Raw genomic sequence first — 23,030 nt, 5'->3', positions numbered from 1 at the left:
ACCACCTCAGAGCAGCTCCCCTTCACATCGCCTCGCGCCCCGAAGCCGCACAACGCGGGGGAACTGGTGTGGCAACGCCCAAGAAATCACTGCACCAGTTCCCCCTCGATCAGCGCACGACCGAAGTCAGGCTTCTACCTGGTACGGGCGTATCATCAACCCCTTCCGGAGGCGGCGAAAGGCGGGTGGTGAGGGATGCCGAAATTGGTCGACCACGACGTGCGGCGGCGGGAGATCACCACCGCGGTGCGCAACGTGATGGCTCGCGGCGGACTGGAGGCCGCGACGTTTCAGTCGGTAGCAGCCGAGGCCGGCATCTCAGTTCGTTTGGTGCAGTACTACTTCGGCACCAAACGCGAGTTCCTCCTGGCAACCCACCGCGCAGTCCTCGAGGATGCCGCGAACCGATTCGGCCAGCGCTTGGCCGCCCTCGGCACCGACGTCGCCCCCCGGGACGCCCTGCGCATCATCCTCACCGAGCTACTCCCCCTCGACGAACCCCGCCGCCAAGACACCATCGTGCTCGACGCCTTCTTCGCCGCAGCCCTCACCAGCGGTGACTCGTTCGCCATGACCGACGCCATCGGCGGCTTCCTCCCCCTCGTCGACGTCATCGCCCACTACCTCCGCCGAATCCGCAACATAGACCCCACCACCCNCACCCAATCCGCCCTGGACCCCACCACCGCAACCTCAGCCCCCGCATTACTCGAGCGCCTCTTCGACCGCATGCTCGGTCCAGCACCGGAAGATCCTGTCCCCCCAGGACTATCGTTCAACGGGTGACCAATGAAGAGCGCCCACTGCTCTTCCTCGACGTCGACGGACCGCTACTCCCATTCGGCAAAAGCGCTCACGTCAACCCAATCCCCCACACACACTTGGCAAGACTGCGACCAGAAGTCGGACGTCAACTCGCGGCCCTCCCCTGCGACCTGGTCTGGGCCACCACCTGGAACGAAGACGCCAACACCGAAATAGCGCCCCGGCTCGGCCTCCCCCAACTGCCAGTAGTCGCCTGGCCGGACTCATCCGAAGACCACCAGCACGAAGACCAATGGTTCGGCCTCCACTGGAAAACCCGAACCCTGGTCGCCTGGGCCGCAAGCCGCCCCTTCATCTGGATCGACGACGAACTCACCGACTCCGACCGCGAATGGGTAACCACCAACCACCCCGGCCCAGCCTTACTCCACCACGTCGAACCCTCCCGCGGCCTCGACAACGAAGACTTCACCATCCTCCAAAAATGGCTCCACCGTCCTTACCCGGCGACCACATCGCAAAGCAAAAATCCCCGCAACCACGACTCAACGCAAGAAACATCCTCTTGACGCATGCTGCAACCATCGTCAAGAGCCAGCTCCATACGTCAAGTCGGCAGCGCACGCGCTCGTCAGTCCTATGGGGGTGTGGGCTTTGACCTCTACGTCGGCGAACCGTGCTGGAGGGCAGAGGAAGTGCGTCATGGCATGAGTCCGTAGGAGAAGCGGCGGATTCGGGGGAGCCAGGTTTGGAGGAGCGCTAGGTCGGGGAGGGTTATTTCGTTGGAGAGGTTGGTGAGGCCGCGGTGGAGGCGGAGCCAGTGGGGTAAGTGGGTGTCGGGGAAGGGGCCGACGGCGGGGTTGGACCAGGTGGTGCCGGAGCGGTGGGGTTCGAGGTCGGCGACGAAGTGGGGCCAAGGGAGAGTTGAAGGGCGGTGGGACAGACCGCCTTTGATGCCGTTGGGTGGGTCGGGGGGCGTGTCGAGGACCCCACCGAGCAGTTGGGCGTGGGCGGTGAGTAGGCCGAGAAGGATGATTACGGCCTGATATTCGCCCGGTTGTTCGGTCGAGCCGAGGAACTCGGAGGCGTCGGAGAGGTCGCGGGTAGCGCGCACCATGCGATAGAGGTTGAAGAGGCGTTTGGCTTCACGTGGGGTTTCGATCAGTAGATCGAGGGCCGTGAGGAGGGTGAGTTCCTGTTCGGTGAGGGGTTTCGGCGGGCGTACGGCGGCGGTGATTCGTTGCTGGGTGTCGACCTCGGAACCCGGCTCGATGGTGATCAACCCGTCATCGAAGTGCTCCGTGGCATCGCGGGGTGGCGGTAGGCGACGCGAATCCGGTTGAGTCACTGAGTGATCGGGCGGTTCCGCCGCTCGGGGCTGATCGATCGAGCGCAGCAGTCGTCCGAGGCTGCCCTCCGACATCGCAGGTAGCGCGAGCGGGATGTTGAGGATCTTTTCGAGGTAGTCCTCAGGAGCGTGCCAATCGTCGGCAACCGCATCGTGCAGCAAGTCGGCGTACTCGCTGCGCAACGAGCGGAGCAACCACCTCGGGTCGACACCGACGACGACCACGAAAAGTTGGAAGGCCAGCAACAGGTGAACGGCTTGCAGCACGGCGACGACCTGGTCGGGGCGGCAGCGATCGAGGTCGTCGATGTACAGCACGATGCGGTCGGCGGGGCGCTGGGAACCGGCCCACTCATTCGGATTCTCACGCCATTCCTCCATCAACTGGACGAGTTGGGCGAGGTCCTTGCGGATTGTCGAAACCAAGCCGAGGTTGCCGGAGTAAGAGTCGCCCTGCGCGCGATCGGCGAGAAAGGAGTAGAGCTGTCGGCCCGGTGCAAGTTGCGCCAACTGCCGGCCGAGTTCACCGACGTGGGCGACGACATCGTCGAGTTGTGCCTGGGCGACACGTTGTTCGGCCTCGGCGGTGCGTAGTTCGGCGAGCTTGTCGGCCAGTTCCTTGACAGTCGAGTCGCGGGTCGCCCGGCTCAGTTGCGACTGCACATCCTCGGTGACCTCGCGCAGATTCCGCAGTCCCTCGCGGGTGCGGGCCAGCAGCCCGATACCGACGGTGCCGAACACCGTTACGGAGGCAACGACCGGCGCGACCCACTCCCGGACCACCGGCGCGACCATCGCGACAACAACACCGAGCAGCAGCAGCGCGACCGCGATCGCCAGCAAGCGACGCCCCCACCGTTCGGACGCCCCACGGCGCAGCCCGTCCGCCTCGGTCAAGGTGCCGTGCAGTTGCGCGGTGAACAGTTGCGCCTGTTCGACCTGATCGCTGACGCCCAGTTGACTCCATAAATGATCGACCCGGCTGCCGAATACAGGCGATGACCGAAGCGCCGTCATCAGATTCGCCGCCGTGACTTTTCGCTCGGCGATGGCCCGGTCCACGGTTGCCTGCAATCGCGCCGCGGTTACCCCGGCCTGCTCGGTGACCGATTCCAGGTGATCTCGTTGATCCAGGCGTTCGGCGAGTTCGGCGCGAAGTTGCTTCGCGTGCTCCTTCGGATCGAACGCCGGGCCGGCAAGTTGCCGGAAGATCTCGTCACCGAGGCTGGCCCACAGATTGGTATCCGCGTAATGCCATGCGTTGAAACCGATCTGCGCGATCTGCCCGCAATATCGCGTGTCGTCCGATCCGGCGAGCAATCGGACCCTTTCACGCAGCAGGGCCATGAAAGTACTTTTACCCGAGCCCCATTCGCCGAAGATACCGATGGACAACGGCAAAGGTGTTGTGCGATCAGTCATTACGGTGGCGAGCATGCTGACGTACGGGGTGAATCCCAGCTGGTCACTGGACAGCGGGAGGCCTTCGTTGGGGTCGACGAGATCGCGAGCCATCCCACCGGCCAGCTCCGTCCCGCTGTCCACCCAGTATCGCTCGAACTCCCGACGTATCAGTTCCTCGTCTTCGGCTGTCTGACAGACAAAGACAAGGGAGGCCGGTCGGCCGGTCTGAATTGCCTGCACCGCTTCGATGACGGCGGGCACGAGAACAGCCGCGATACGATCCGCAGGCTGACGCAGCGCCCCGGTACCCAGCAACGGGAACCCGAGCGCCCTCGTCCCATGCGCTGCTGCGACTTCGACCGCACTCTTGGCCACGATCCGCAGGGAACTGTCGGTAATGTCGCCAACCTCACCGGTCGTCTCGTCGCGCGGAGTGACCATAATCGCGCGGCGCAGTAGCGTGACAACACTCTCTGAATCGTCCAGCAACTCCACCACAGCCGGGTTGTCGGCATTGATTTTGATGCCTCGAACAGAGTCCCACGCTGCGCGCTGGAACCGCCCCTCCAGTGCGCGCCCCAACCGCCCGGGGCCGCTGCTGCCGTGGGGAACCACGATGGTGTCGATCGGCAATTCCCAAGGCTGACTCGTCCGCGCGACGGAGTACACAACATCCCCGATCGCCCCGAGAACGACCCCAGACGACAACTCGTTCGGCACGTGCACCCCCCTGGCCACCCGGCATTCGCTGGGCCGAAAGGGATTGTAGTGCGCCAACTCCCGACGAACTGGCCTTTTGCGGGCTTAACCCACGTCTCGTCGCAACCAGGTCACTTCGGCGCCGGACTCTGTTCCGTACCGGTAGATCTCCAGATCCTCGTCCCACGGCGTCCCGAGGGCGCGGTCGATTTCGGCGGCGAGGTCGTAGGTTGTGTATTTTCCGAGTTCTCCGGCGGCTTGCAGCATGGCGCGTAGTCGCATTTCGCCGAGGGTGACGTCACCGTTGGCGCTGGTGGATCCGTGCCAGAGGCCGAGTCCGGGGACGAAGCAGTAGCGTTCGCCGTCTACTCCTTCGCTGGGGTCTTCGGTGACTTCGAAGCGCAGGACCGGCCAGGAGCGCAGGGATTGGGCGATGCGGGCGGCGGTGCCGACGGGGCCCATCCATTCGCTGGTGGCGCGGAGTTGGCCGTCGGCGGGTTGGGCGGTCCAGCGCAGTTTGGCGGGGGCGGCGAGGGCCGAGGTGAGCGCCCATTCGACGTGCGGGCACAGCGCGGCAGGCGACGAGTGGATATACACCACACCCGCCGTCACGTCCGCGAACTGACTCGATGCGCGCACTACTAACACCTCCAGCGTCGACGGGGGACGTCTTCCCCAACGGCCCGTCTGCTGGTGTTGCCTGAGTGTACTGGAGTGCCCGAAGTTACGTGTGTTACTTCACCGCCGTGTTGCGTGGGAGCGTCGCCTCCGCAATAACAGCATCACTGAGGGGAGGCCAGGCCGCTCTCGCCCAGTCGCCGAAATTCTGGTCGGTCAATGCGAGACACGCCAACGACGACGCGGGGTCCACCCACAGAAAGGTGCCGGACTGCCCGAAATGACCAAAAGTGCCCCCCGAATTCGAACTACCCGTCCAGTGCGGAGTCTTCCCGTCCCGAATCTCGAAACCCAGACCCCAGTCATTGGGGCGCTGCGAACCATAACCGGGCAGCACGCCATTCAGGCCGGGGAATTGGACCGAGGTCGCCTCGGCGTGCGTCTGCGCGGAGATCAACCGCGGGTTCAGCAATTCCGCCGCGAAACGAGCCAGATCGGCCGCGGTCGACCGCCCGGCGTGCCCGGCGGGTCCGGCCAGCACCGAACTGGTCATGCCCAGCGGCTCGAACACCGCGGCGTGCAGATATTCCGCGAACGCGATCTCGGTCTGCTCGGCCACAAATGCCGCGAGCACCTCGAATCCGATGCTCGAATAGATGCGCCGGGTACCGGGGGCGGCCTGAATGTCGGTGGTGTCGAAGGCCAGTCCGGAGGTGTGCGCGAGCAGGTGCCGCACCGTGGATCCCGGCGGACCTGCGGGCTGATCCAGCTCGACCGCGCCTTCCTCCACCGCGACGAGCACCGCGTAGGCCACCAGCGGCTTGGTCACCGACGCGAGCGGGAACACCCGATCCACCTCGCCGGCGCTCGCCGCTGCGCCGTCGGCGGTGACGACCGCGGCCGCCGCGTGCCGAACCGGCCAATCCTTGATCTGCTCGAGTGAACGCACTCAGCGAGCGTACGAGAAGAACGCCGTTACCATCGAATGACCATGAGTGAAAAGCTGACGATCCACGGCGATGTCGAGTCCGGCTTCGGGCCCGTCGCCGACGCCTTCCGGCGCAACTTCGCCCAGCACGGCGAGATCGGCGCCGCGGTGGCGGTCTACGCGGGCGACCGGCCGGTAGTGGATCTGTGGGCGGGCCATCGCGATCGGCACCGGACCCTGCCGTGGGAACGCGACACGATCGTCCCGGTGTTCTCCTCGACGAAGGGCCTCGCCGCGTTCACGCTGGCCTCGGCGGTGTCGAAGGGCCTGCTCGATTACGAGCAGCCGGTGGCGCAGTATTGGCCCGAGTTCGCCGCAAACGGCAAGGGTGAAATCACCGTACGGCAGCTCATCGACCATCAGGCCGGGCTCTCGGGCCTGGATCCGGTGGTGCGGCTGAGCCAGATCGCGGACCTGGACGGGCTCGCGCCGATCCTCGCCGCACAGAAGCCCGCGTGGCGGCCGGGCACCCGGCACGGCTATCACGCGATCACCCTCGGCCTCTACCAGGGCGAACTGCTGCGTCGGGTCGATCCGCAGCACCGCACCCTCGGGCGAATCTTCGCCGAGGACATCGCGAAACCGCTCGGACTGGACTTCTTCATCGGCCTGCCCGCCGACCAGGGGCTGGAGCGCATCGCCACCATGGCCGCCACCCGCGGCATGGACGCGCTGCGCTACGAGCGCGACTTCCCGCTGCGCATCGGCGCCGAGATCGCCGCCAAGCGCGGGTTCGCCTATGCCGCGCTGAGCAATCCGCGCACCGGCAGTCCGGCGCGGGCGACCCGGCGCGAGTTCCTCGAGGTCGAGCTACCCGGCTCCAACGGCGTCGGCAACGCCCGCGCGCTGGCCCGCGTCTACGGCGCCGCCGCGGGCCGCACCGGCGCCCTCCCCATCGGCGACGCCTTGCTCGACCAGCTGGCCGCGGCCGACACCGCCGACGACGTCCCCGCCGGAGACCTGGTGCTGCACATCAAGACTCGCTACCACCTCGGCTTCCGCAAGTCCGGCGGCGAGTTCCGCTTCGGCTCCGACAAGCGCGCCTACGGCACCACCGGCCTCGGCGGCTCCTTCGGCTTCGCCGACCCCGCAACAGGTCTCGGCTTCGGTTACTCGATGAACCGCCTCGGCCTCGCCGTCCTGGACGACGTCCGCAGCCGCAACCTCCGCCAAGCCCTGCTCCGCTGCACCCACTGACCGGATGACTGCCACCCACCGGGAGCCCGGGCCAGCGGGCAGCCGGACCGTCGAACGCCGGGAACCCGGGCCAGCAACTGACATAGGCAGCTGGACAGTCGGCGCCGAACCCTTCGACTCCCCCACCGCCGCCGAGCTGTGGCGCGCGTACTACACCGAGGTCAGCGACCGCTGGTATCAACTGCACGAAGGCCGCTCCACCGACCCCGTGGAACTCGAGCGCGAGATCGCGGCGACGACGTGGACCGAATTGTCGCCGCCCGGGGGCGTACTGCTGGTTGCCCGGTATGACGGTGAACCCGTCGGCACCGCGGGCATCCGCCTCCTCGACACCACGACCGCCGAGTTGAAGCGCGTATTCCTGCGCACGGATATGCGCGGGAAGGGCGGCGGCGCCATTCTCATCGACGCCGCCGAGCAAGCGGCCCGCAGTCTCGGTGCCAGGCGAATAGTGCTCGACACCCGCCGCGATCTGGTGGAGGCGAGGGCGATGTATGCCCGGCTGGGATACAAAGAGTCGACTCCGCACAACGACGAGATGTATGCGGAGTGCTGGTACCGCAAGGACCTGTAACCGGACGCGCAGCCTGCCTACACTGACGATGCTCGACCCATCTTCAGCGATTCGATCGATACCCGCTCACGGAATCGAGGGACCTCGTGGCAGAGCAGCCAGCAACCATCGACGCATACATCGCCGCGTTTCCCGAAGACGTGCGCGGCATTCTCGAGGAGATCCGGCACACCATCCAGCGCGCACTGCCGGACGCGACGGAGGCGATCAGCTACGACATCCCCACCTTCAAGGTGAACGGCCACAACACCGTGCACTTCGCCGGTTGGAAGAAACACATCAGCCTCTACCCGATCCCCGACGGGGACAAAGCATTCAACCGCGCCGTCGAACCGTATCGAGCGGGCAAGGGAACGCTGAAATTCCCGCTGAGCAAACCCATTCCGTACGACCTCATCGCAGAGATCGCGACCACCCTCGCCACCCGCCGCTGACCGATACGCCCGAAAATCTGTTCGCGGTCGCCTCGGCCACGCGGCATGATGACCGACGTCTCGATGTCGATCGGCGGAGCCGGGGAAACAGGTTTTTTTGATGTCACGTGAATTCGAGAAGATGCGGCGCATGATGGTCGAGCTCGACGAGTTGCAAGCCGCGCTCGCCCAGACCCACATTCGCCGGGCCGCGATCGTGACGGCGAACTCGGTCCGAGCCGGCCACATCCTCCCCGATTTCACGCTGCTCGACGAGACCGGCCAGCTGACCAAACTCTCCGAGGTCACCGCGAACAGCTTTGCCGTCCTGATCTTCTACCGTGGCGCCTGGTCACTGCCCTGTGCCGAGGCCCTGACCCGGTATCAGCACGAACTGCTGCCCGAACTGGCTGCCAGCGGCGTGCGCCTGATAGGCATCAGTCCCCAAACTCCAGAGGGCTCGGCCTACACCCGGTTCCTGAACTCTCTGGAATTCCCCTTGCTGTCCGACCTCGACAACGTGGTCGCCCGCGCACTCGGCATCGGCAGCCACGCGGACCAAGCCTTCATGGACGCGATCGAGCTGGGCGGTTACGCCATCGGAAACCGCAACGCCGAAGGCGAGTGGGAACTCCCCATTCCGAGCACACTCATCATCGATCGAAGCCGGACCGTGCGATTCATCGATGTGCGCGTCGACGAGATGCCGCGCACCGACCCGATGGACATTCTGGCCGAACTGCGCTCGTGACCCGGCCGAGCGCCCGGCTCGGCCCGATCACGAGCACCTCGGTTACCAGTCGGCTTCGGTGTACTTGATGATGCCGCGAATGTTCTTGCCGTCCAGCATGTCCTGGTAGCCCTGGTTGATCTCCTCCAGGGAGTAGGTGCGGGTGACCATGTCGTCCAGGTTGAGCTGGCCCGCCTTGTACAGCCGGAGCAGGTTCGGCGCGTCCTGGCGGGCATTGCCGCCGCCGAAGATGCAGCCCTTCACCGTCTTCTGCAACATGGACAGCAGGAAGCTGTTCATCTTGACGTCGCCGGCGTCCATCCGGCCCATCGACGTGACGACGAGCGTGCCCGCCTTCGCGGTGAGGATCAGGCCCTCTTCGATGTAGTCGCCGTGCATTTCGCCCATGGTGAGAATGACCTTCTCGGCCATCCGTCCCTCGGTGACGTCCATGATCGGCATGATCGCGGCGGCCATGCTCTCGTAGGTGTGCGTGGCGCCGAACTTCTGCGCCTGCTCCCGCTTCCACGGATTCGGGTCGATGGCAATGACTTTCGACGCACCGGAGAGCACCGCGCCCTGCAGCGCGCTCATGCCGACCCCGCCGATGCCCGCGATCACCACGGTCTCCCCCGGCGCGACCTGCGCGACGTGGGTGGACGAGCCGAAGCCGGTCGGCACGCCACAGCCGACCAGGCAGGCCACCTCGAACGGCACGCTCGGGTCGATCTTCACCACCGAGGTGTGGTGCACCGTCATGTACGGCGCGAAGGTGCCGAGCAGGCACATCGGGATGACGTTCTCGCCACGCGCCTGGATCCGGTAGGTGCCGTCACTGATCGCCTGACCCATCAGCAGGCCGGCCCCCAGATCGCACAGCGCCATATTGCCGCTCACGCAGGACGGACAGCGCCCGCAGGCGGGGATGAACGACAGGATGACGTGGTCGCCCACCTGCAGGTCGGCGGGGCAGTTGGGCCCGAGCTTGGTGATCACGCCCGCGCCCTCGTGCCCGCCCATCACCGGGTAGGCGGGCATCGGCGTCGCGCCGGTCACGATGTGATGGTCCGAATGACACATGCCCGCTGTCTCCAGCCGGATCTGCACCTCACCGGAGACCGGATCGCCGACCTCGATCTCTTCTACCGACCACGGTTGGTCGATCCCCCACAGGATCGCGCCCTTCGTCTTCATTCCTGTCGACCCTCTCGCATGCACGTGCTTATATGTGACTGCACCCACACTACGAGAAAAGTGGAACGCGTTCTAGTGTCGGGTCGAAATTTCAGCGGGACCGTTGGTCGAGGCTTCGGAACACGTTCTAGTCCTGCGACGATTTCAGCAGCGCACGTCGTGCACGTGATGGACCAGATCGTGGATGAAGTAGCGCGCGAACGACTCCACCGTGAAGACAGCGCCGTCACTGCGCTCACCCCGCAGCTCGCGCGCGGCGGGCGGCACGGACTCGAAGGAGCGCGCGACCGCCTCGGCTGCCACGGCCAGTTCGGCGGAGACCTGCGCCGGGTCCTGCTTGTCATAGCGGTCGGCCACGGCAGTCGCGTCCTGATCCCAGTTCTCGAACCGCGGCACCGTGCCGTCGGCCGCGCCGAGCAGCATCAAATTGAGGCGAGTATCGAAGAGCCGGCACACGTCGCGCACATGCGCGCCGTACTCGAGCGGGGACCACGTGGCGTCGTCCGGGCGCACCCGCACATCGGGACGGTCGAGCACCTCGGCGAACCGCGCCGCACTCTCGCGCACCAACGCAGGCACATCCTCGTAGCTGATCGCGTCGGGGTCGAAACCACAGTCGGGACAAGCACGTTCGACCACCCAGGTCCAGTTCTTCACATCAGGAACGATCGGCATGCGCCAAACATATATTGGCTGAATATCGTCAACCATAGATATTCAGCCAACTGTCGGCAACATCCCGACAATCACTCCATCAGGCGATGCGCGCGCTCGAACAGCTCCAGCGTGATGGCGTGCAGGAAATCGCCGACCTGCTTGGGCGCCTTGCCCGCGAACGCGCGGGCATGCGTGCCCTCCAGCACGATGCCGAGCTTGAAGCAGGCGAGCACGGTGTACCAGGGCACGGCGCTGAGATCGCGATCGGAGAATTGCCCGTAGTGGGCCACCATCTCGTCCGGAGTCGGCAGCCCGCCCGCGGCGCCGAGCTTGCCGACCAGCGCGGCGCCGGTGGTGCCCGGTTCCGGCCGGGTGGCGATCTGCCAGCCCAGATCGAGCAGCGGGTCGCCGATGGTGGACATCTCCCAGTCGACCATGGCCGCGACCTGCGGGCCGTCGAAGGCGAACATCATGTTCGCCAGATGACAGTCGCCGTGCAGGATGCCCGGGGTCCACTGCGCGGGGCGGTTGCGGTCCAGCCACTCGCCGGTCCGCTCGACACCGGGAATCTCCGGGCCGGGGTAACCCTCGTTGGCCGAGTACGACTCGAGTTCCCCGAGCCAGCGCGGCACCTGGCGTTCCAGGAAGCCGTCGGGCTTGCCGTAGTCGGACAGCCCGAGGGCCTGATAGTCCAGCGCGCCGAGCCGCGCGATCGCCTCGACCGCGGACAGACCCATCTCCTTGCGCACGGCAGGGTCGCCCGCGTGCAACTCGGGCAGCTCGTTGGCCGGATTGAAGCCGTCGATCGGCTCCATCAGATAGAACACCGCACCGATCACAGAGTCGTCCGGGCAGGCGGCGATCACTCGGGGCGCGCGCACGTCGGTGCCGTTGATCGCGCCGAGCAGCCGGGCCTCGCGCCGGATCACCTCGTTGCTCTTCGCGCGCAGATGCTTCGGGCCGCGGCGCAGCACGTAATCCCGGCCACCGCGGCCGAACCGCAGCATCACGTTCTGCGTGCCGCCGCCGAGCGAGGTCACATCCTCGAATTCGCCTGCGGGCAGGCCCTGCTCATCCATCCACTTGCCGACGAGGGCGAAGTCGACGAGTTCGCGGTCCACGCCGACGGGTTGCGCAACAGACATGTCCAACATTGTGCACCACGGGCCGAGCCGAACTGACGGCATATGACAACAGTTGGCCGCAACCTGGGCGGCGTAGGGTTTCGGGCACCATGCGCACGTTGTTGATCGACAATTACGACTCGTTCACCTATAACCTGTATCAGCTGATCAGCGAGGTGAACGGCATCGAGCCGACTGTCGTGCGCAACGACGAGGCCGGCGAGCTGGAACTGGCCCGCTTCGACAACATCGTCATCTCGCCGGGACCGGGTCGCCCGGACGTCGCCCGCGATGTCGGCATCTCGGCGGCGGTGATCGAGGCGACGGATCTGCCGTTGCTCGGCGTGTGCCTCGGCCATCAGGGCATCGTGGTCGCCGCGGGCGGGATCGTCGCCGCCGCGCCGGCCGCTCGGCACGGATACCTCGACCGGATCGAACACGACGACCGCGACCTGTTCGCCGGGCTCCCCCAGGGTTTCACCGCAGTGCGCTACCACTCGCTGAGCGCCCAGCGGCCGCTGCCGGACAGCCTGGAGGTCACCGCGGTGGCCGCCGACGGGGAGATCATGGGGGTGCGTCATCGCAGTCAGCCGCAGTGGGGCGTGCAGTTCCATCCCGAGTCGATCGCCAGTGAATTCGGTGCCGCGCTGCTGCGAAATTTCGCGAAACTGACTGCAGCACACCGGGCTACGGCCACCGGGCGGACCACTGGTGGGCGCACTGAGCCCGTGACGATGCGGCTGCGACCCGTCACCCTTCCGCCACCCAGCGCCACCCGAATACTCTCGGAGACAGCACAATCCACCCTGGCCCATGAGCAGTTCCCGGCTCTGGTGCAGCAATTCGGCGGCAGTGATCTCGCCGCGGTACCGGCGCGACCCGGCATCCTGGATCGCTACGGCGGCCCGCCCCGGCACTGGCAACTCCAGCACGCTGTGCTCGAGCGCGCGATCGATACCGAAAGCGCGTTCGTGCGGCTGTACGGCAACTCCCCCACCGCATTCTGGCTCGACAGCGAGCACGTCGAGCCGGGCCTGGACCGGTTCTCCTTCCTGGGGGACGCGAGCGGACCGCTGGCGGAGGTGGTGCGCTACCGGGTCGGCACGGGGGAGGTGACCGTCGAGTCCTCCGATGGCCATCGCCGCGTCGTCGCCGGTGGCGTGCTCGACTATCTGGCCGCCGAATTGCGGCTGCGCAGGCTCGAACTCCCCGATCTGCCTTTCGATTTCGCGGGCGGGTACGTCGGATACCTGGGCTATGAGGTGAAGGCCGATTGTGGCGGCCAGGCCGCCCATCGGGCACCGACGCCGGACGCGCAATGGATCTTCGCCGACCGGATCGTGGTGGTCGATCACGTCGGCGGCCGCACCCACCTGCTCTCCCTGACGGATTCGACCGCGGACTCGCTGCGCGCGGGCGCCGACTGGCTGCGCGACACCGGCGAAACCCTGGAAACCCTGCCGACCTGGGCGAATCCACCCACGCTCGACGTGCCGTCGGACGGCGACACCGTCGAACCGCTGCTGACCCGCGGCCGCGAGCGCTACCTCGCCGACATCGCGGTCTGCCGGGAGCGGCTGCTCGCGGGCGAGTCCTACGAAATCTGCCTCACCGACGGTGCCACCGTGCCCGCCGCCGAGAACGACGGCCTCGACTTCTATCGCACGCTGCGCCGCTGCAACCCGGCCCCGTACGCGGCGTATCTGCGGTTCGACGATCTCGAGGTCGCCTGCTCGTCACCGGAACGCTTCCTGAAGATCGACCGCAGCCACACGGTGGAGAGCAAGCCGATCAAGGGCACCGCCCCGCGCGGCGCCAGCCCGGCCGAGGACGAGCGGCTGGCCCGCGAACTGGCCGACAGCCCGAAAACCAGGGCCGAGAACCTGATGATCGTCGACCTGTTGCGCAACGACCTCGGCCGGGTCTGCGAGATCGGCAGCGTGCACGTGCCGAAGCTGATGGCCATCGAGTCGTATATGACCATGCACCAACTGGTTTCCACCGTGCGCGGCACGCTGCGCCCTGGCGTCGGTGTGATCGACTGCCTGCGCGCGTGTTTCCCGGGCGGCTCGATGACCGGTGCGCCGAAGCTGCGCACCATGGAGATCATCGACGAGCTGGAAACCGAAGCGCGCGGCATCTATTCGGGCACCATCGGGTTCCTCGGGCTCGGCGGCACCGCCGATCTCAACATTGTGATCCGGACCGCCGTGCGCTACGACGGACACTGGCGGATCGGGGCGGGCGGCGCCATCGTGCTCGACTCCGACGCCGAGGACGAGTACCACGAGATGGTGTTGAAGGCTGCCGCCACCCTGCGCGCGGCGACCGACCGCGTCAGCCGCTGAGCAAATTTTTCCGAGCCGACCCGAAAACCCCGTCGAGGGCGGGGAAGAACCCCTGGATACGGCCTACGGCCCGCCGAGTGCAGGGGTCGGCGGAGTCGGCGTGTCGGAGGGTCGTGGCATAGTTCGAGCACGATGAAACTCAGCAGAGGCGCTAATGCAGCGGTACCGACATCCCTTCTTGCCGTGGTTGTTTGGTGGCGGTCGGCGCATGTGGTAGACGCGCATGCCCTTTTGCTCGGCGAATCCGGGACGGTGCGCACCGATCGGGATCTGGTGTTCTACAACGCCCCCCGGCATGTCTCCCAGGCGGTGACGCTGGATCAGGAGCCTGCGCCGCAGACCGCCCGGCTGAGCGTTTCGCTGCCGCGCACCGAGGCTGACGTGGACCGGATCGTGCTCGCGGGGTCGCTCGACGAGGGCACCTTCGGTGACATCACCGGTCTGACCCTCACCATCCACGACGCGCACGGGCCGATGACGGAGTTCGCGATCGAGGATCCCGATCCAGTCACCGCGTTGATGTTCGGCGAGTTCTATCGCAGGGACGGTCAGTGGCGGTTCCGTGCCATCGCCCAGGGCTGGTCCACCGGCCTGGCCGGGCTGGTCACCGAGTTCGGTGTCAGCGTCGATGATCCGGGCGACGAACGGCGAACCACGCACCCGGCGAACCCGTTCGGTGCTGGCAACCCCTCGGCAGAACCGACCTCCCCGGCGTTGGAGCGCATCCCCACGGACTCGCTCGACGCGGCGCAAGCTCCGACGAATCCACGCATGCGGCAGACGGATCTACTAGACCAGCCACCCGCCCGCTCGCCTTACGCACGACCGGTCGACCTGGCCCGGCGCCTCGCCGACCCGCCACCCGCGCCCGCCCCGCCACCGAACCCCGAACTCGCCGACTGGCATCCGGATCCCGAGGACCCGGCGCGCCTGCGCTGGTGGGACGGGACCGAGTGGACCACCGCCACCCACGGGCGCCACCAGCCGAGCGACCGGCACTGCACGCGGTGCGCAAACCTGCGGCGCCGCAAGCTGTTCGGCGGGCTCGCACCGTGCCAGTTCTGCGCGGCCGAGATCGAGGAGTTCCTCACGCACTGGCACACCCAGGCGTGGCGGGTGCTCACCGGTCATGGCCCGCGCGGCCCCGAGTGGGCGTCGCTGTGGGCGTCGCTGCGTTATCAGCGCATCGAGGAGCAGGCGGGCCGTGAAGCCCTGCGCGACGTGGCGCTGAGCTACGTGGAGCGGTTGGTCACCTTCACCTTCGCCGACGGCGAGGTCGAGCACGACGAGTTGGCGGCGTTCGAGCACGCCGTCACCGAACTGGCGCTGACCGGACCGCTGGTCGAGGACCTGCGGCGGCGAATGCATCGGGGGCGCACGCTGTCCCGGCTGCGCGGCGGCGATCTACCGGTGATGCGAACCCCCGGCCTGCACCTGGATCCCGAGGAGAAGGTGCATCTGGATCTACCCGCGGTGCACGTCCGCCAACTGGCTCGCGGGCCGCGGCTCACCGAGGGCCGGATGATCGTCAGCAACAAGAAGCTGCGCTTCGTCGGCCACGGCACCGGCACCGAATTGCCGTGGACCCGTGTGGTTTCCGTACATGCCGAGCAGGACACTGTGGTGCTCGCGGCCACGTCGTCGCGCGGCGGCGCCACCTTCACCGTCGCCGACCCGGACTACGTCGCGGCCGCGCTGGAGGGCGCGCTACGGGTGGCCAAACGGCTGATCCTCACCCCCGGCCAACGCGACACCCGCAGCATCCCGCAGGAGGTGAAAGCCGAAGTGTGGCAACGCGACGGCGGCAAGTGCGTCGAATGCGGCGACAGCCACTACTTGGAGTTCGACCACATCATCCCGCTCAGCCGCGGCGGCGCCACCAGCGCCACCAACCTGCAGATCCTGTGCCGAGCCTGCAACCGCGCCAAAGGCGCCCGCATCTGAACTCAGTCGGTGAGCAGGCCTGCGGTGCGGCCGAGGTCGACCAGCATGGCGTCGAACAGGATTTCCGGGTTGGACAGCGGAATCGGGTAGTTGCCGAAGACCTCGAGCGTGACGTGGCCGTACAGGCGGGCCCACATCTGGATCATCAGATACATCACGCCCAGATCGAGCTTCTCCGCCGGGAACTTCTGCCCGGTCTCCGACAGCGCCGCGAGCAGCTCGGTCTGGAAGTGCACCAGGTCCTCCCGCAGCTCCGGCGGGATGACGTCGGTCGGCGGCGTCACGATGGCGTAGCCGGCCAGCAGCCCGCCCCCCGCGGCGAGGAAGATCCGCCCGAACGGTTCGGAGAAGCGGCGCAGGGCGCGGGCCTCGCCGCCGCCGGGCGAGGCGAACACCAGGGTGAACTCCCTGGTGTGCGCCAGCGCCCAGCGTCGAAATCCCTTGCAGATGGCGAAGAACTGGACCACGCCGTCGTCGGGCAGCGCCGCGATCTCGGCGGACAGCTCGTCGGCGAGATCGGCGCAGAAGTCCAGGCGCAGCCGCTCCAGCAGGTCGTCCAGCGACCCGTAGTACCGGTACAGCGCGGGGGCGGTGATACCCAGCGCACGCGCGATCGCGCGCAGGCTCACCGCGGCTTGTCCCTGTTCGACAAGCAGCGTCCTGGCCACCCGCCGGATCTCGGCGTCGGTCACGATCGGCGAGCGGCCCCGGGGTTTGGGGTTACTCATCCTGTCATTCAAGCGTATTCGGCCAGTTCAGGCATATTCGACATCCCATCGCTTAATTCCGTTCAGCCAGCCTGAACGCAGCCGCACCGGTTCGGCGACCTGGCGCAGGTTCGGCATGGCGTCGGCGATGGCGTTGAACATCAGGTCGATCTGCAGCCGGGCCAGGTTGGCGCCGACGCAGTAGTGGGTGCCGGTGCCGCCGAAACCGACGTGCGGGTTGGGATTACGCAGCACGTCGAAGCTGAACGGATCCCGGAACGCCTCCTCGTCGAAGTTGGCCGAGCCGTAGAACAGTCCGAGCCGCTGGCCCTTCTTGATCTGCTGGCCGCCGAGCTCCAGATCCTGGGTCGCGGTGCGCTGGAAGGCATTCACCGGGGTGGCCCAGCGCACGATCTCGTCCGGCGCGGTGCGCGGGCGCTGCGCCTTGTACAGCTCCCACTGGTCCGGGTTGTCCACGAACGCCTTCATGCCGTGCGTGATCGAGTTGCGGGTGGTCTCGTTGCCCGCCACCGAGAGCAGGATGACGAAGAAGGCGAACTCGTCGGAGGCCAGGCCCTCGCCGTCGATGTCGGCGTTGACCAACTGGGTGACGATGTCGTCGGCCGGGCACTTGCGGCGGTCCTCGGCCATGTTCCAGGCGTAGCCCATCACCTCCGCCGTCGCGACCTGGTGATCACCCTCGAATTCCGGGTCGTCGTAGGAGATCATCTGGTTGGACCAGTCGAAGATCTTCTTGCGGTCTTCCTGCGGGATGCCGATCAGCTCGGCGATCGCCTGCAACGGCAGTTCGCAGGCGACCTGCTCGACGAAGTCGCCGCCGCCGGATTTCTTCGCCTCGTGCACGATCTTGGCCGCCCGCTCGGTGAGCGCGGCGCGCAGGTTCTCGATCGCGCGCGGCGTGAAGCCCTTGGAGATGATGCGCCGCACCTTGGTGTGCTTGGGCGGATCGAGGTTGATCAGCAGCATGTCGCTGAGCATGCCGATCTGCTCGGGGGTGACGTCCTCGTTGAAGCGGATGATGGAACCGTTCTCGTGCGAGGAGAACAGCTCCGGATGCTTCGAGATCTCCTTGATGTGGTCGAGTTTGGAGACCACCCAGTAGCCGCCGTCGTCGAAGCCGCTGGCCCGGCCGGACTGCGCGCACCACCACACGGGCGCGGTGCGGCGCAGCTCGGCGAACTCCTGCACGGGAAGTCGACAGGCGAGCACGTCGGGGTCGGTGAAGTCGAATCCCGCGGGAATCGAGGGCGTGGTCACGGTCACGGTTAACTCCTACCGGTCTGGGCTGCAGACCTCACGACATTGTGTGGAACACGTTCCAGAGATGATGGAACCACAGAACCGGGGTTTGTGAACAGTGTTTAGTAAAACCCGTTTACTTGATTCGGTACGGCAGCAGCCGAACGTCGTGGTCGGTGCCCGCCGGCGTCGCGAAGGCCAGGAGGTTATGCGCCTCGGCTTCGATCGCGGCGCGGTCCGTCGCGGCCAGTGGACGCAGCGGGCGGACAGTCAGTACCTCGGTGTCGTCGATCCGGGTGCGCGTCCAGATCGCGGCGACCGTGCCGTCGACGAGCACCGTTGCGGCGACGCCCGCGCCGATGCAGACTTGGGCGCGCACCTCTTTGGTCATGATCCGGGTCCGATCGGCATGGGCGAGCAAGGTCGCGTCGAACTCCGGTAGCAACCGCACCGGAGCGGGTAAGTCCGCGTCCGGTCGCGGTGCGTCCGGGAGGTCGAACAGTTTCCTGCCGAGTTCATCGGTGTAGCAGCGCAATTCGGGTCGCAGCTGCTCGAACACGTCACGTAGCCCGCCGACTCCCGACCAGGCCCGCGCGTCGGCGGCGGTGGCAGGCCCGAAAGCCGCGAGGTAGCGCCGGACCAGCTGCCGCCGGTCTGCATCCGTTGCCGCCGAGGGCATTGCGATCCACTCGGTGCCGGCGAAAGGCGTTGCGCCGCGGACGTTCCAGGTGCCGCTCGGTGCCGGATGTACGACCGGCACCAGGTATTGCGCCGTCCATCCGAGGGCGGACGGGTCCGCGCCGGGCCGTTGCTCTGCCAGCAGTCTGCCCAGTTCTGGCCTGGTCAGCACCTGTCCATCGCACAGTAGCGCGGTGGCGTCGGCGACCAGCGCATCGAGGTCGATACCTTCGGTGCGGCGCCCGAACGCGTTGCGCTGCACCCGAAGTAGCAACGGCGCCAGCATCGGCCGGACCAGCCGGAAATCCGGCACCGACATCAGGTGCTGGGTGGCTCGCATCATCGTGGAGCGCACCAGGGTGCGATCCTCGATCGCGGCGGTGAGGTCGCCGATGGTGAAGTCGGACAGTCTGTTCCACAGCGCCAGGTACGGCAGGTTCGGATCCTGTGCGTTGAGGCCGAGCACCTGCTCGACTGCTGCTGCGACGGAAAGGTCCGTCCGCCGCAGCAGTAGTTGGCGTTCGAGCAGGGCGCGGTTGAGAGCCCGCGAGCTCAGCACGTCGGACCGGGTTCGCCGCAGCGGCTCGCGGGCGGCCATCTCAGGCGAGCTTCCGGAAGAAGACCCGCAGGTCATCTATTACGGCCTGCGGTTCCTCCATGGCGAGAAAATGTCCGCCGTGACCGAGTTCGGTCCAGTGCACGATGTGATGATCGCGCTCGGCCCAGCGGCGAATGGTCACGTCGTGGGCGGAGACGAGTACGCCGGTCGGCACCGTCGAGCGGGCTGCGGTCGTCCAGTCCGCGCTGTCATCGCCCTGTCCGGCGGCCCACTCGCCTTCGGACTCTTGGTCAGTGCCCCAGCCACCTTCCGATGGTTCGACTCCCTCTGTAGACCAGTCGGCGGAACTCCAGTCGTTGGCGGAGATCTCCTCGTAGTAGATCTGCGCCGCTGAACTCGCGGTGCCGGTCAGCCAGTACAGCGAAACGTCGAGCAGCATGCGGTCCCAATCGATGGCGTCCTCGGGCAGACCATCCTCGGGCATGGTCAGCTCCTTGAACATCTCCACCATCCAGGCCAGCTGACCGACCGGGGAATCGTTCAGCCCGAACGCCACCGTCTGCGGCCGCTTCGAATTGCATTGCAGATACGCGTCATTGAAGTTCTGCATGCGCTGCCAGCGCTGTTGCTCGACATCGCTGAGCCCGTCCATCTCCCCTTCGATGCCCATCGGAAAAGCGATCATCCCGTTGACGTGAACGCCGGCAACCCGCTCCGGATCCTGCCGACCGACCTGCGGCGCGACCCACGAGCCGGTGTCGTAGCCGTGCACCCCGTAGCGGTCGTAGCCCAGCCTGGCCATCAGCTTCGCGAACACCGCCGCCATCTTCGCCGCGTTCATGCCGGGCCCGGCCAGTGGAATCGAGAAGCCAAAGCCGGGCAGCGACGGAATCACCAGATGGAAGGCGTCGGCCGGATCGCCGCCGTGCGAGCGCGGATCCGACAGCGGGCCGATCACATCGAGGAAGTCGGTCACCCCGCCCGGCCAGCCGTGCACCAGCAGCAAGGGCGTCGCGTCCGGTTCGGGCGAGCGGACGTGCAGGAAGTGGAGGTGCTGCCCGTCCACCTCGGTGCTGAACTGCGGATGCCCATTCAGCAGCGATTCCTGTGCCCGCCAGTCGAATTCGGTGCGCCAGTACTCGGCGAGGTCTTTCAAGTAATCGACCGGTACGCCTCGGCTCCAGCCCACGCCCGGCAATTCGGCGGGCCAGCGGGTGTTCGCCAGCCGCGCATGCAGGTCTTCGAGCTGAGCCTGCGGGATCTCGATGCGGAAGGGGCGGACGCTCTCCGGGGTGTTTGTCATGAACACAACGGTATTGAGCGCTTAGGACAGGTTCGTTCCTAACCCCAAGGAGCACTTTGGCAGACTAAAACGCCGCCCGCGCACCGGATGCGCACGGACGGCGTTCGTCTCGTTCGGGATAGCTAGCCGACCAGCGGATAACGGTCGGTGTCGAACGGTTGTCCGGGCTCGATCCCGGGCACCTCGTCCTGATACGTCGGCTCGGCACTCGCCGGAGCGGGACCTCAAGCCACCGGCAGCAGCGGTGGTGGCTGCCAACGTCCTTGGATCGCTTCGGCTTTCGGGGCATACAGCCGCATGGTGAGGGAGAACGGTCCCGATTCCGGTATGGGTAACCAGTTGCCCACCGGGACACTAGGACCCGGGTCTGCGTGCTGGACCGCGAGATCGACGGAGCCGTCCGGGTTGGGCACCACCGGGATTTGATGACCGATCGCGTAGATCCCGGCGGGGTTGGACATCAGATAGCTGTCGGCGTCGTAGGCGGTCAGCGACCAGAACGCGTCGACCGGCGGCGTCTGCCCCGCCGGGAAGTGCAGGCGGAACCGGCCTGCACTGTCCGCCGTGGCGAACAGTGTCGGATAGATGGCGTCCTCGGCCAGGTTGGCGCCGAGCCCTTTCCACGCGATGGCGGCACGCTGTAGATAGTTGGTGCCGTAGGTGCCGATGGCGGGATCGAAGGTCCAGCCGTTCTCGTGCACCGCTTTCGGATCGAGGTAGACCGGGATCTGCTGTCGCGCGGTGTCCACCGCCGAGGACAGTTCCTGGTCGGTGAGTCCGATGACCTTGCCGCCCGGCGTGATCCCGATCGTGGCGAAGCGTTTCATCGCGGGGGCGTCGTCGGGTGCGGGCGGGTTGGTTGCCAGTACCGCGCACATTCGATCGAAGAAGGTCCGCGCATCCATCTCGGCGACCTGCTTCGCGGGTGGCGCCGAATCCGCTTGGGGCACAGGGGGAAGCGGCGCGATCGGGCGGCGCGCCGTCCAGTCGCTCAGCGGTATCAGTTGCAACTGTTGCTGAATCGCGTGCACGGCAGGCAGGTCGGACGGACCGTTCACCTGGATCCGGCCGATCAACCACACCGTGGGCGTCGGCACGAGCAGCGGCGTGACATCGTCGGGCAGGGTGCCGGACCAGTTCGGCCCGACGATGGCATAGGTGCCCGATGATCCCGGCTTCGCCTGCGGCCGAACGCTGCTCGGGTTGTGCACGGTGTTCGTCCACGCGTCGAGCAGCTGCATCAGCCAGTATCGGCCGCCGTCCATGGCGGGCACCCGCAATACGATCGGCTCGGCCCGCAGATCGAGCCACGCGACCGAGTACAGCGTATCCAGGTTGAGCCGCACCACATCTCGCCGCGCGGGAGTCGGCAGCGCGGCGGCGTGCTGGAACCGATTGGCCGGCGTGGACGCCTCGGCCGCCGCCCTGGTGACGTCCATCAGGACCAGCGGAAAGCCGAAGATGTAGGCGTCCTTGGCGATCGACTCGGCGGCACTGGGCGCAACGGTGTCAGGCCCCGAGGACGCGTCGTCGGACCGGCCGCACGCCGACAACCCCGCCGCCACAGTCGCCGCCAACCCGAGCACGCTCCGACGCGACAGTCCGCCCTCGCCCATAGGTTTTCCCCTGCTTCCGATCCGGTCGGACATGGCCAGCGATCGCGCAGGAGTATAGCTAAATGTTTGCCGCTAGCGGCTCAGGTGCCCAGCACCGCGTTCATGATGGTGCCCGCGCTGGTGGCGACGACACCGCCGATCATGGCTCCCGCGATCATCTTCGGCGACTGCAACGCGCCGCCCTGCCACTTCTCCCAGGCGAACTTGCCGCCCGCGAAGATGATGGCCAGGATCCCCGACAGCAGCGCGAACCAGGTGAGGTAGCGAACCATCTGTAAGAGCTTGTCCGACAAGGGCGGCGCTTCCGGGGTCGGGTTGCTGACCTGCGCCAATGTCGTGAAAGTCTCCCCGACCGACGCCAGAATGATGCTCACCGTCTACTCCCTACGCTCCACTACAACTTTGGTGCCGCCGAGCTGCCGCGCGAAAGTTGTTCAACCCCCGCTCCACCCATCATCCCGAGCTTCAGCAACCCCGGCAAGTGCCCTGGTACGGCGAACTTCACTCCAGCGCACCGACCCGACTGCATTGCAGCGAACAAACCGATACCATCGCAGACAGCGAATCCTGCCCTGTCCCGAATCCAGAATGAGCTGACCACGATGATCCTGCTCGCCGTGCACGACACACTGCTTGCTCAGATCGGCAACCCCAGCCCCGAGGCTCCGCCGGTCTCCGACAAGTTCCTTCAACTGGTCCGCTACTTCACCTGGTTCGTTCTCCTGGCCGGCATCGTCGCCATCATTTACGCGGGCGGCAAGTTCGCGTGGGAGAAGTGGACCGGCGGCGGCCTCGATTCCCCGAAGATGGTGGCGGGGGCCATGATCGGTGGTGTCGTCGCCACCAGCGCGGGCACCATCATGAACGCCGTCATCGGCTGACCCCCGCCCGCTCCCCTACGCCC

General features: G+C 66.7%; 21 protein-coding genes. 9 read left to right on the top strand and 12 right to left on the bottom strand.

What is annotated here, in order from left to right:
- Positions 1 to 195: 195 nt before the first annotated feature.
- Together DBO33_RS11350 and DBO33_RS11345 are read left to right on the top strand one after the other, a co-directional pair.
- Entirely contained in the window at positions 196 to 786 is a 591-nt protein-coding gene (locus DBO33_RS11350) for a TetR/AcrR family transcriptional regulator (protein WP_107654992.1), read from the top strand.
- On the top strand, positions 783 to 1,334 hold the full coding sequence (locus tag DBO33_RS11345; protein WP_107654991.1) for an HAD domain-containing protein: 552 nt from the start codon (positions 783 to 785) through the stop codon (positions 1,332 to 1,334). The genes DBO33_RS11350 and DBO33_RS11345 overlap by 4 nt, the downstream gene beginning before the upstream one ends.
- A 131-nt stretch (positions 1,335 to 1,465) precedes the next feature.
- Here the strand turns inward: DBO33_RS11345 and DBO33_RS11340 are convergent, their stop codons facing one another.
- The 3 genes from DBO33_RS11340 to DBO33_RS11330 all read right to left on the bottom strand — a co-directional run bounded on the left by DBO33_RS11340 (position 1,466) and on the right by DBO33_RS11330 (position 5,783).
- Complete coding sequence (locus tag DBO33_RS11340) at positions 1,466 to 4,150, bottom strand: P-loop NTPase fold protein (RefSeq protein ID WP_159080216.1); 2,685 nt, start codon at positions 4,148 to 4,150, stop codon at positions 1,466 to 1,468.
- Positions 4,151 to 4,321: 171 nt separating this feature from the next.
- On the bottom strand, positions 4,322 to 4,855 hold the full coding sequence (locus DBO33_RS11335; RefSeq protein ID WP_107654989.1) for a DUF3145 domain-containing protein: 534 nt from the start codon (positions 4,853 to 4,855) through the stop codon (positions 4,322 to 4,324).
- A 94-nt stretch (positions 4,856 to 4,949) separates the two neighbouring features.
- Positions 4,950 to 5,783 carry a serine hydrolase domain-containing protein gene (locus tag DBO33_RS11330; RefSeq protein WP_107654988.1) on the bottom strand — a complete coding sequence of 278 codons (834 nt, stop codon included), beginning with the start codon at positions 5,781 to 5,783 and terminating at the stop codon, positions 4,950 to 4,952.
- A gap of 42 nt (positions 5,784 to 5,825) precedes the next feature.
- On the opposite strand from DBO33_RS11330, the gene DBO33_RS11325 reads away from it, so the two are divergent.
- The 4 genes from DBO33_RS11325 (at position 5,826) to DBO33_RS11310 (ending at position 8,757) form a co-directional block, all read left to right on the top strand.
- Positions 5,826 to 7,019: a serine hydrolase domain-containing protein gene (locus DBO33_RS11325; protein ID WP_107654987.1), complete on the top strand. Its 1,194-nt coding sequence runs from the start codon at positions 5,826 to 5,828 to the stop codon at positions 7,017 to 7,019.
- 4 nt (positions 7,020 to 7,023) lie between these two features.
- Entirely contained in the window at positions 7,024 to 7,593 is a 570-nt protein-coding gene (locus DBO33_RS11320; RefSeq protein WP_107654986.1) for a GNAT family N-acetyltransferase, read from the top strand.
- Positions 7,594 to 7,679: 86 nt separating this feature from the next.
- On the top strand, positions 7,680 to 8,027 hold the full coding sequence (locus DBO33_RS11315) for an iron chaperone (protein WP_107654985.1): 348 nt from the start codon (positions 7,680 to 7,682) through the stop codon (positions 8,025 to 8,027).
- 100 nt (positions 8,028 to 8,127) lie between these two features.
- Positions 8,128 to 8,757 carry a peroxiredoxin-like family protein gene (locus DBO33_RS11310; protein ID WP_107654984.1) on the top strand — a complete coding sequence of 210 codons (630 nt, stop codon included), beginning with the start codon at positions 8,128 to 8,130 and terminating at the stop codon, positions 8,755 to 8,757.
- Positions 8,758 to 8,799: 42 nt separating this feature from the next.
- Here the strand turns inward: DBO33_RS11310 and DBO33_RS11305 are convergent, their stop codons facing one another.
- The 3 genes from DBO33_RS11305 to DBO33_RS11295 form a co-directional block, all read right to left on the bottom strand.
- Positions 8,800 to 9,930: an NDMA-dependent alcohol dehydrogenase gene (locus DBO33_RS11305; RefSeq protein ID WP_107654983.1), complete on the bottom strand. Its 1,131-nt coding sequence runs from the start codon at positions 9,928 to 9,930 to the stop codon at positions 8,800 to 8,802.
- Between the two features lie 144 nt (positions 9,931 to 10,074).
- The gene (locus DBO33_RS11300; RefSeq protein ID WP_107654982.1) at positions 10,075 to 10,605 is read right to left on the bottom strand and encodes a DinB family protein; all 531 of its coding nucleotides are present in this window, start codon (positions 10,603 to 10,605) and stop codon (positions 10,075 to 10,077) included.
- A 71-nt stretch (positions 10,606 to 10,676) separates the two neighbouring features.
- Positions 10,677 to 11,741, bottom strand: a complete 1,065-nt coding sequence (locus DBO33_RS11295; RefSeq protein ID WP_107654981.1) for a phosphotransferase family protein — start codon at positions 11,739 to 11,741, stop codon at positions 10,677 to 10,679.
- Between the two features lie 80 nt (positions 11,742 to 11,821).
- On the opposite strand from DBO33_RS11295, the gene pabB reads away from it, so the two are divergent.
- Positions 11,822 to 14,059, top strand: a complete 2,238-nt coding sequence (gene pabB / locus DBO33_RS11290; RefSeq protein ID WP_107654980.1) for an aminodeoxychorismate synthase component I — start codon at positions 11,822 to 11,824, stop codon at positions 14,057 to 14,059.
- A gap of 132 nt (positions 14,060 to 14,191) precedes the next feature.
- Positions 14,192 to 16,003, top strand: a complete 1,812-nt coding sequence (locus DBO33_RS11285) for a TerD family protein (RefSeq protein WP_107654979.1) — start codon at positions 14,192 to 14,194, stop codon at positions 16,001 to 16,003.
- A 2-nt stretch (positions 16,004 to 16,005) separates the two neighbouring features.
- On the opposite strand, the gene DBO33_RS11280 is transcribed toward DBO33_RS11285, so the two are convergent.
- The 6 genes from DBO33_RS11280 to DBO33_RS11255 form a co-directional block, all read right to left on the bottom strand.
- The gene (locus DBO33_RS11280) at positions 16,006 to 16,731 is read right to left on the bottom strand and encodes a TetR/AcrR family transcriptional regulator (protein WP_107654978.1); all 726 of its coding nucleotides are present in this window, start codon (positions 16,729 to 16,731) and stop codon (positions 16,006 to 16,008) included.
- Between the two features lie 27 nt (positions 16,732 to 16,758).
- The gene (locus DBO33_RS11275) at positions 16,759 to 17,988 is read right to left on the bottom strand and encodes a cytochrome P450 (protein WP_107660172.1); all 1,230 of its coding nucleotides are present in this window, start codon (positions 17,986 to 17,988) and stop codon (positions 16,759 to 16,761) included.
- A gap of 118 nt (positions 17,989 to 18,106) precedes the next feature.
- Positions 18,107 to 19,246 carry a winged helix DNA-binding domain-containing protein gene (locus DBO33_RS11270; protein WP_107654977.1) on the bottom strand — a complete coding sequence of 380 codons (1,140 nt, stop codon included), beginning with the start codon at positions 19,244 to 19,246 and terminating at the stop codon, positions 18,107 to 18,109.
- A gap of 1 nt (position 19,247) precedes the next feature.
- Entirely contained in the window at positions 19,248 to 20,510 is a 1,263-nt protein-coding gene (locus DBO33_RS11265; protein WP_107660171.1) for an epoxide hydrolase family protein, read from the bottom strand.
- A gap of 224 nt (positions 20,511 to 20,734) precedes the next feature.
- Positions 20,735 to 22,126: a DUF1254 domain-containing protein gene (locus tag DBO33_RS11260; RefSeq protein WP_107654976.1), complete on the bottom strand. Its 1,392-nt coding sequence runs from the start codon at positions 22,124 to 22,126 to the stop codon at positions 20,735 to 20,737.
- Positions 22,127 to 22,206: 80 nt separating this feature from the next.
- Positions 22,207 to 22,500, bottom strand: coding sequence for a hypothetical protein (locus DBO33_RS11255; RefSeq protein ID WP_107654975.1), 294 nt, complete (start codon positions 22,498 to 22,500; stop codon positions 22,207 to 22,209).
- Between the two features lie 228 nt (positions 22,501 to 22,728).
- On the opposite strand from DBO33_RS11255, the gene DBO33_RS11250 reads away from it, so the two are divergent.
- Positions 22,729 to 23,007, top strand: a complete 279-nt coding sequence (locus DBO33_RS11250; RefSeq protein WP_107654974.1) for a hypothetical protein — start codon at positions 22,729 to 22,731, stop codon at positions 23,005 to 23,007.
- Positions 23,008 to 23,030 lie beyond the last annotated feature (23 nt).

Origin of the sequence: Nocardia suismassiliense (assembly GCF_900269665.1) — a bacterium.
GTDB lineage: Bacteria > Actinomycetota > Actinomycetes > Mycobacteriales > Mycobacteriaceae > Nocardia > Nocardia suismassiliense.
The sequence above is the reverse complement of the archived record's forward strand: the minus strand, read 5'-3'. Positions and strand labels throughout refer to the sequence as shown.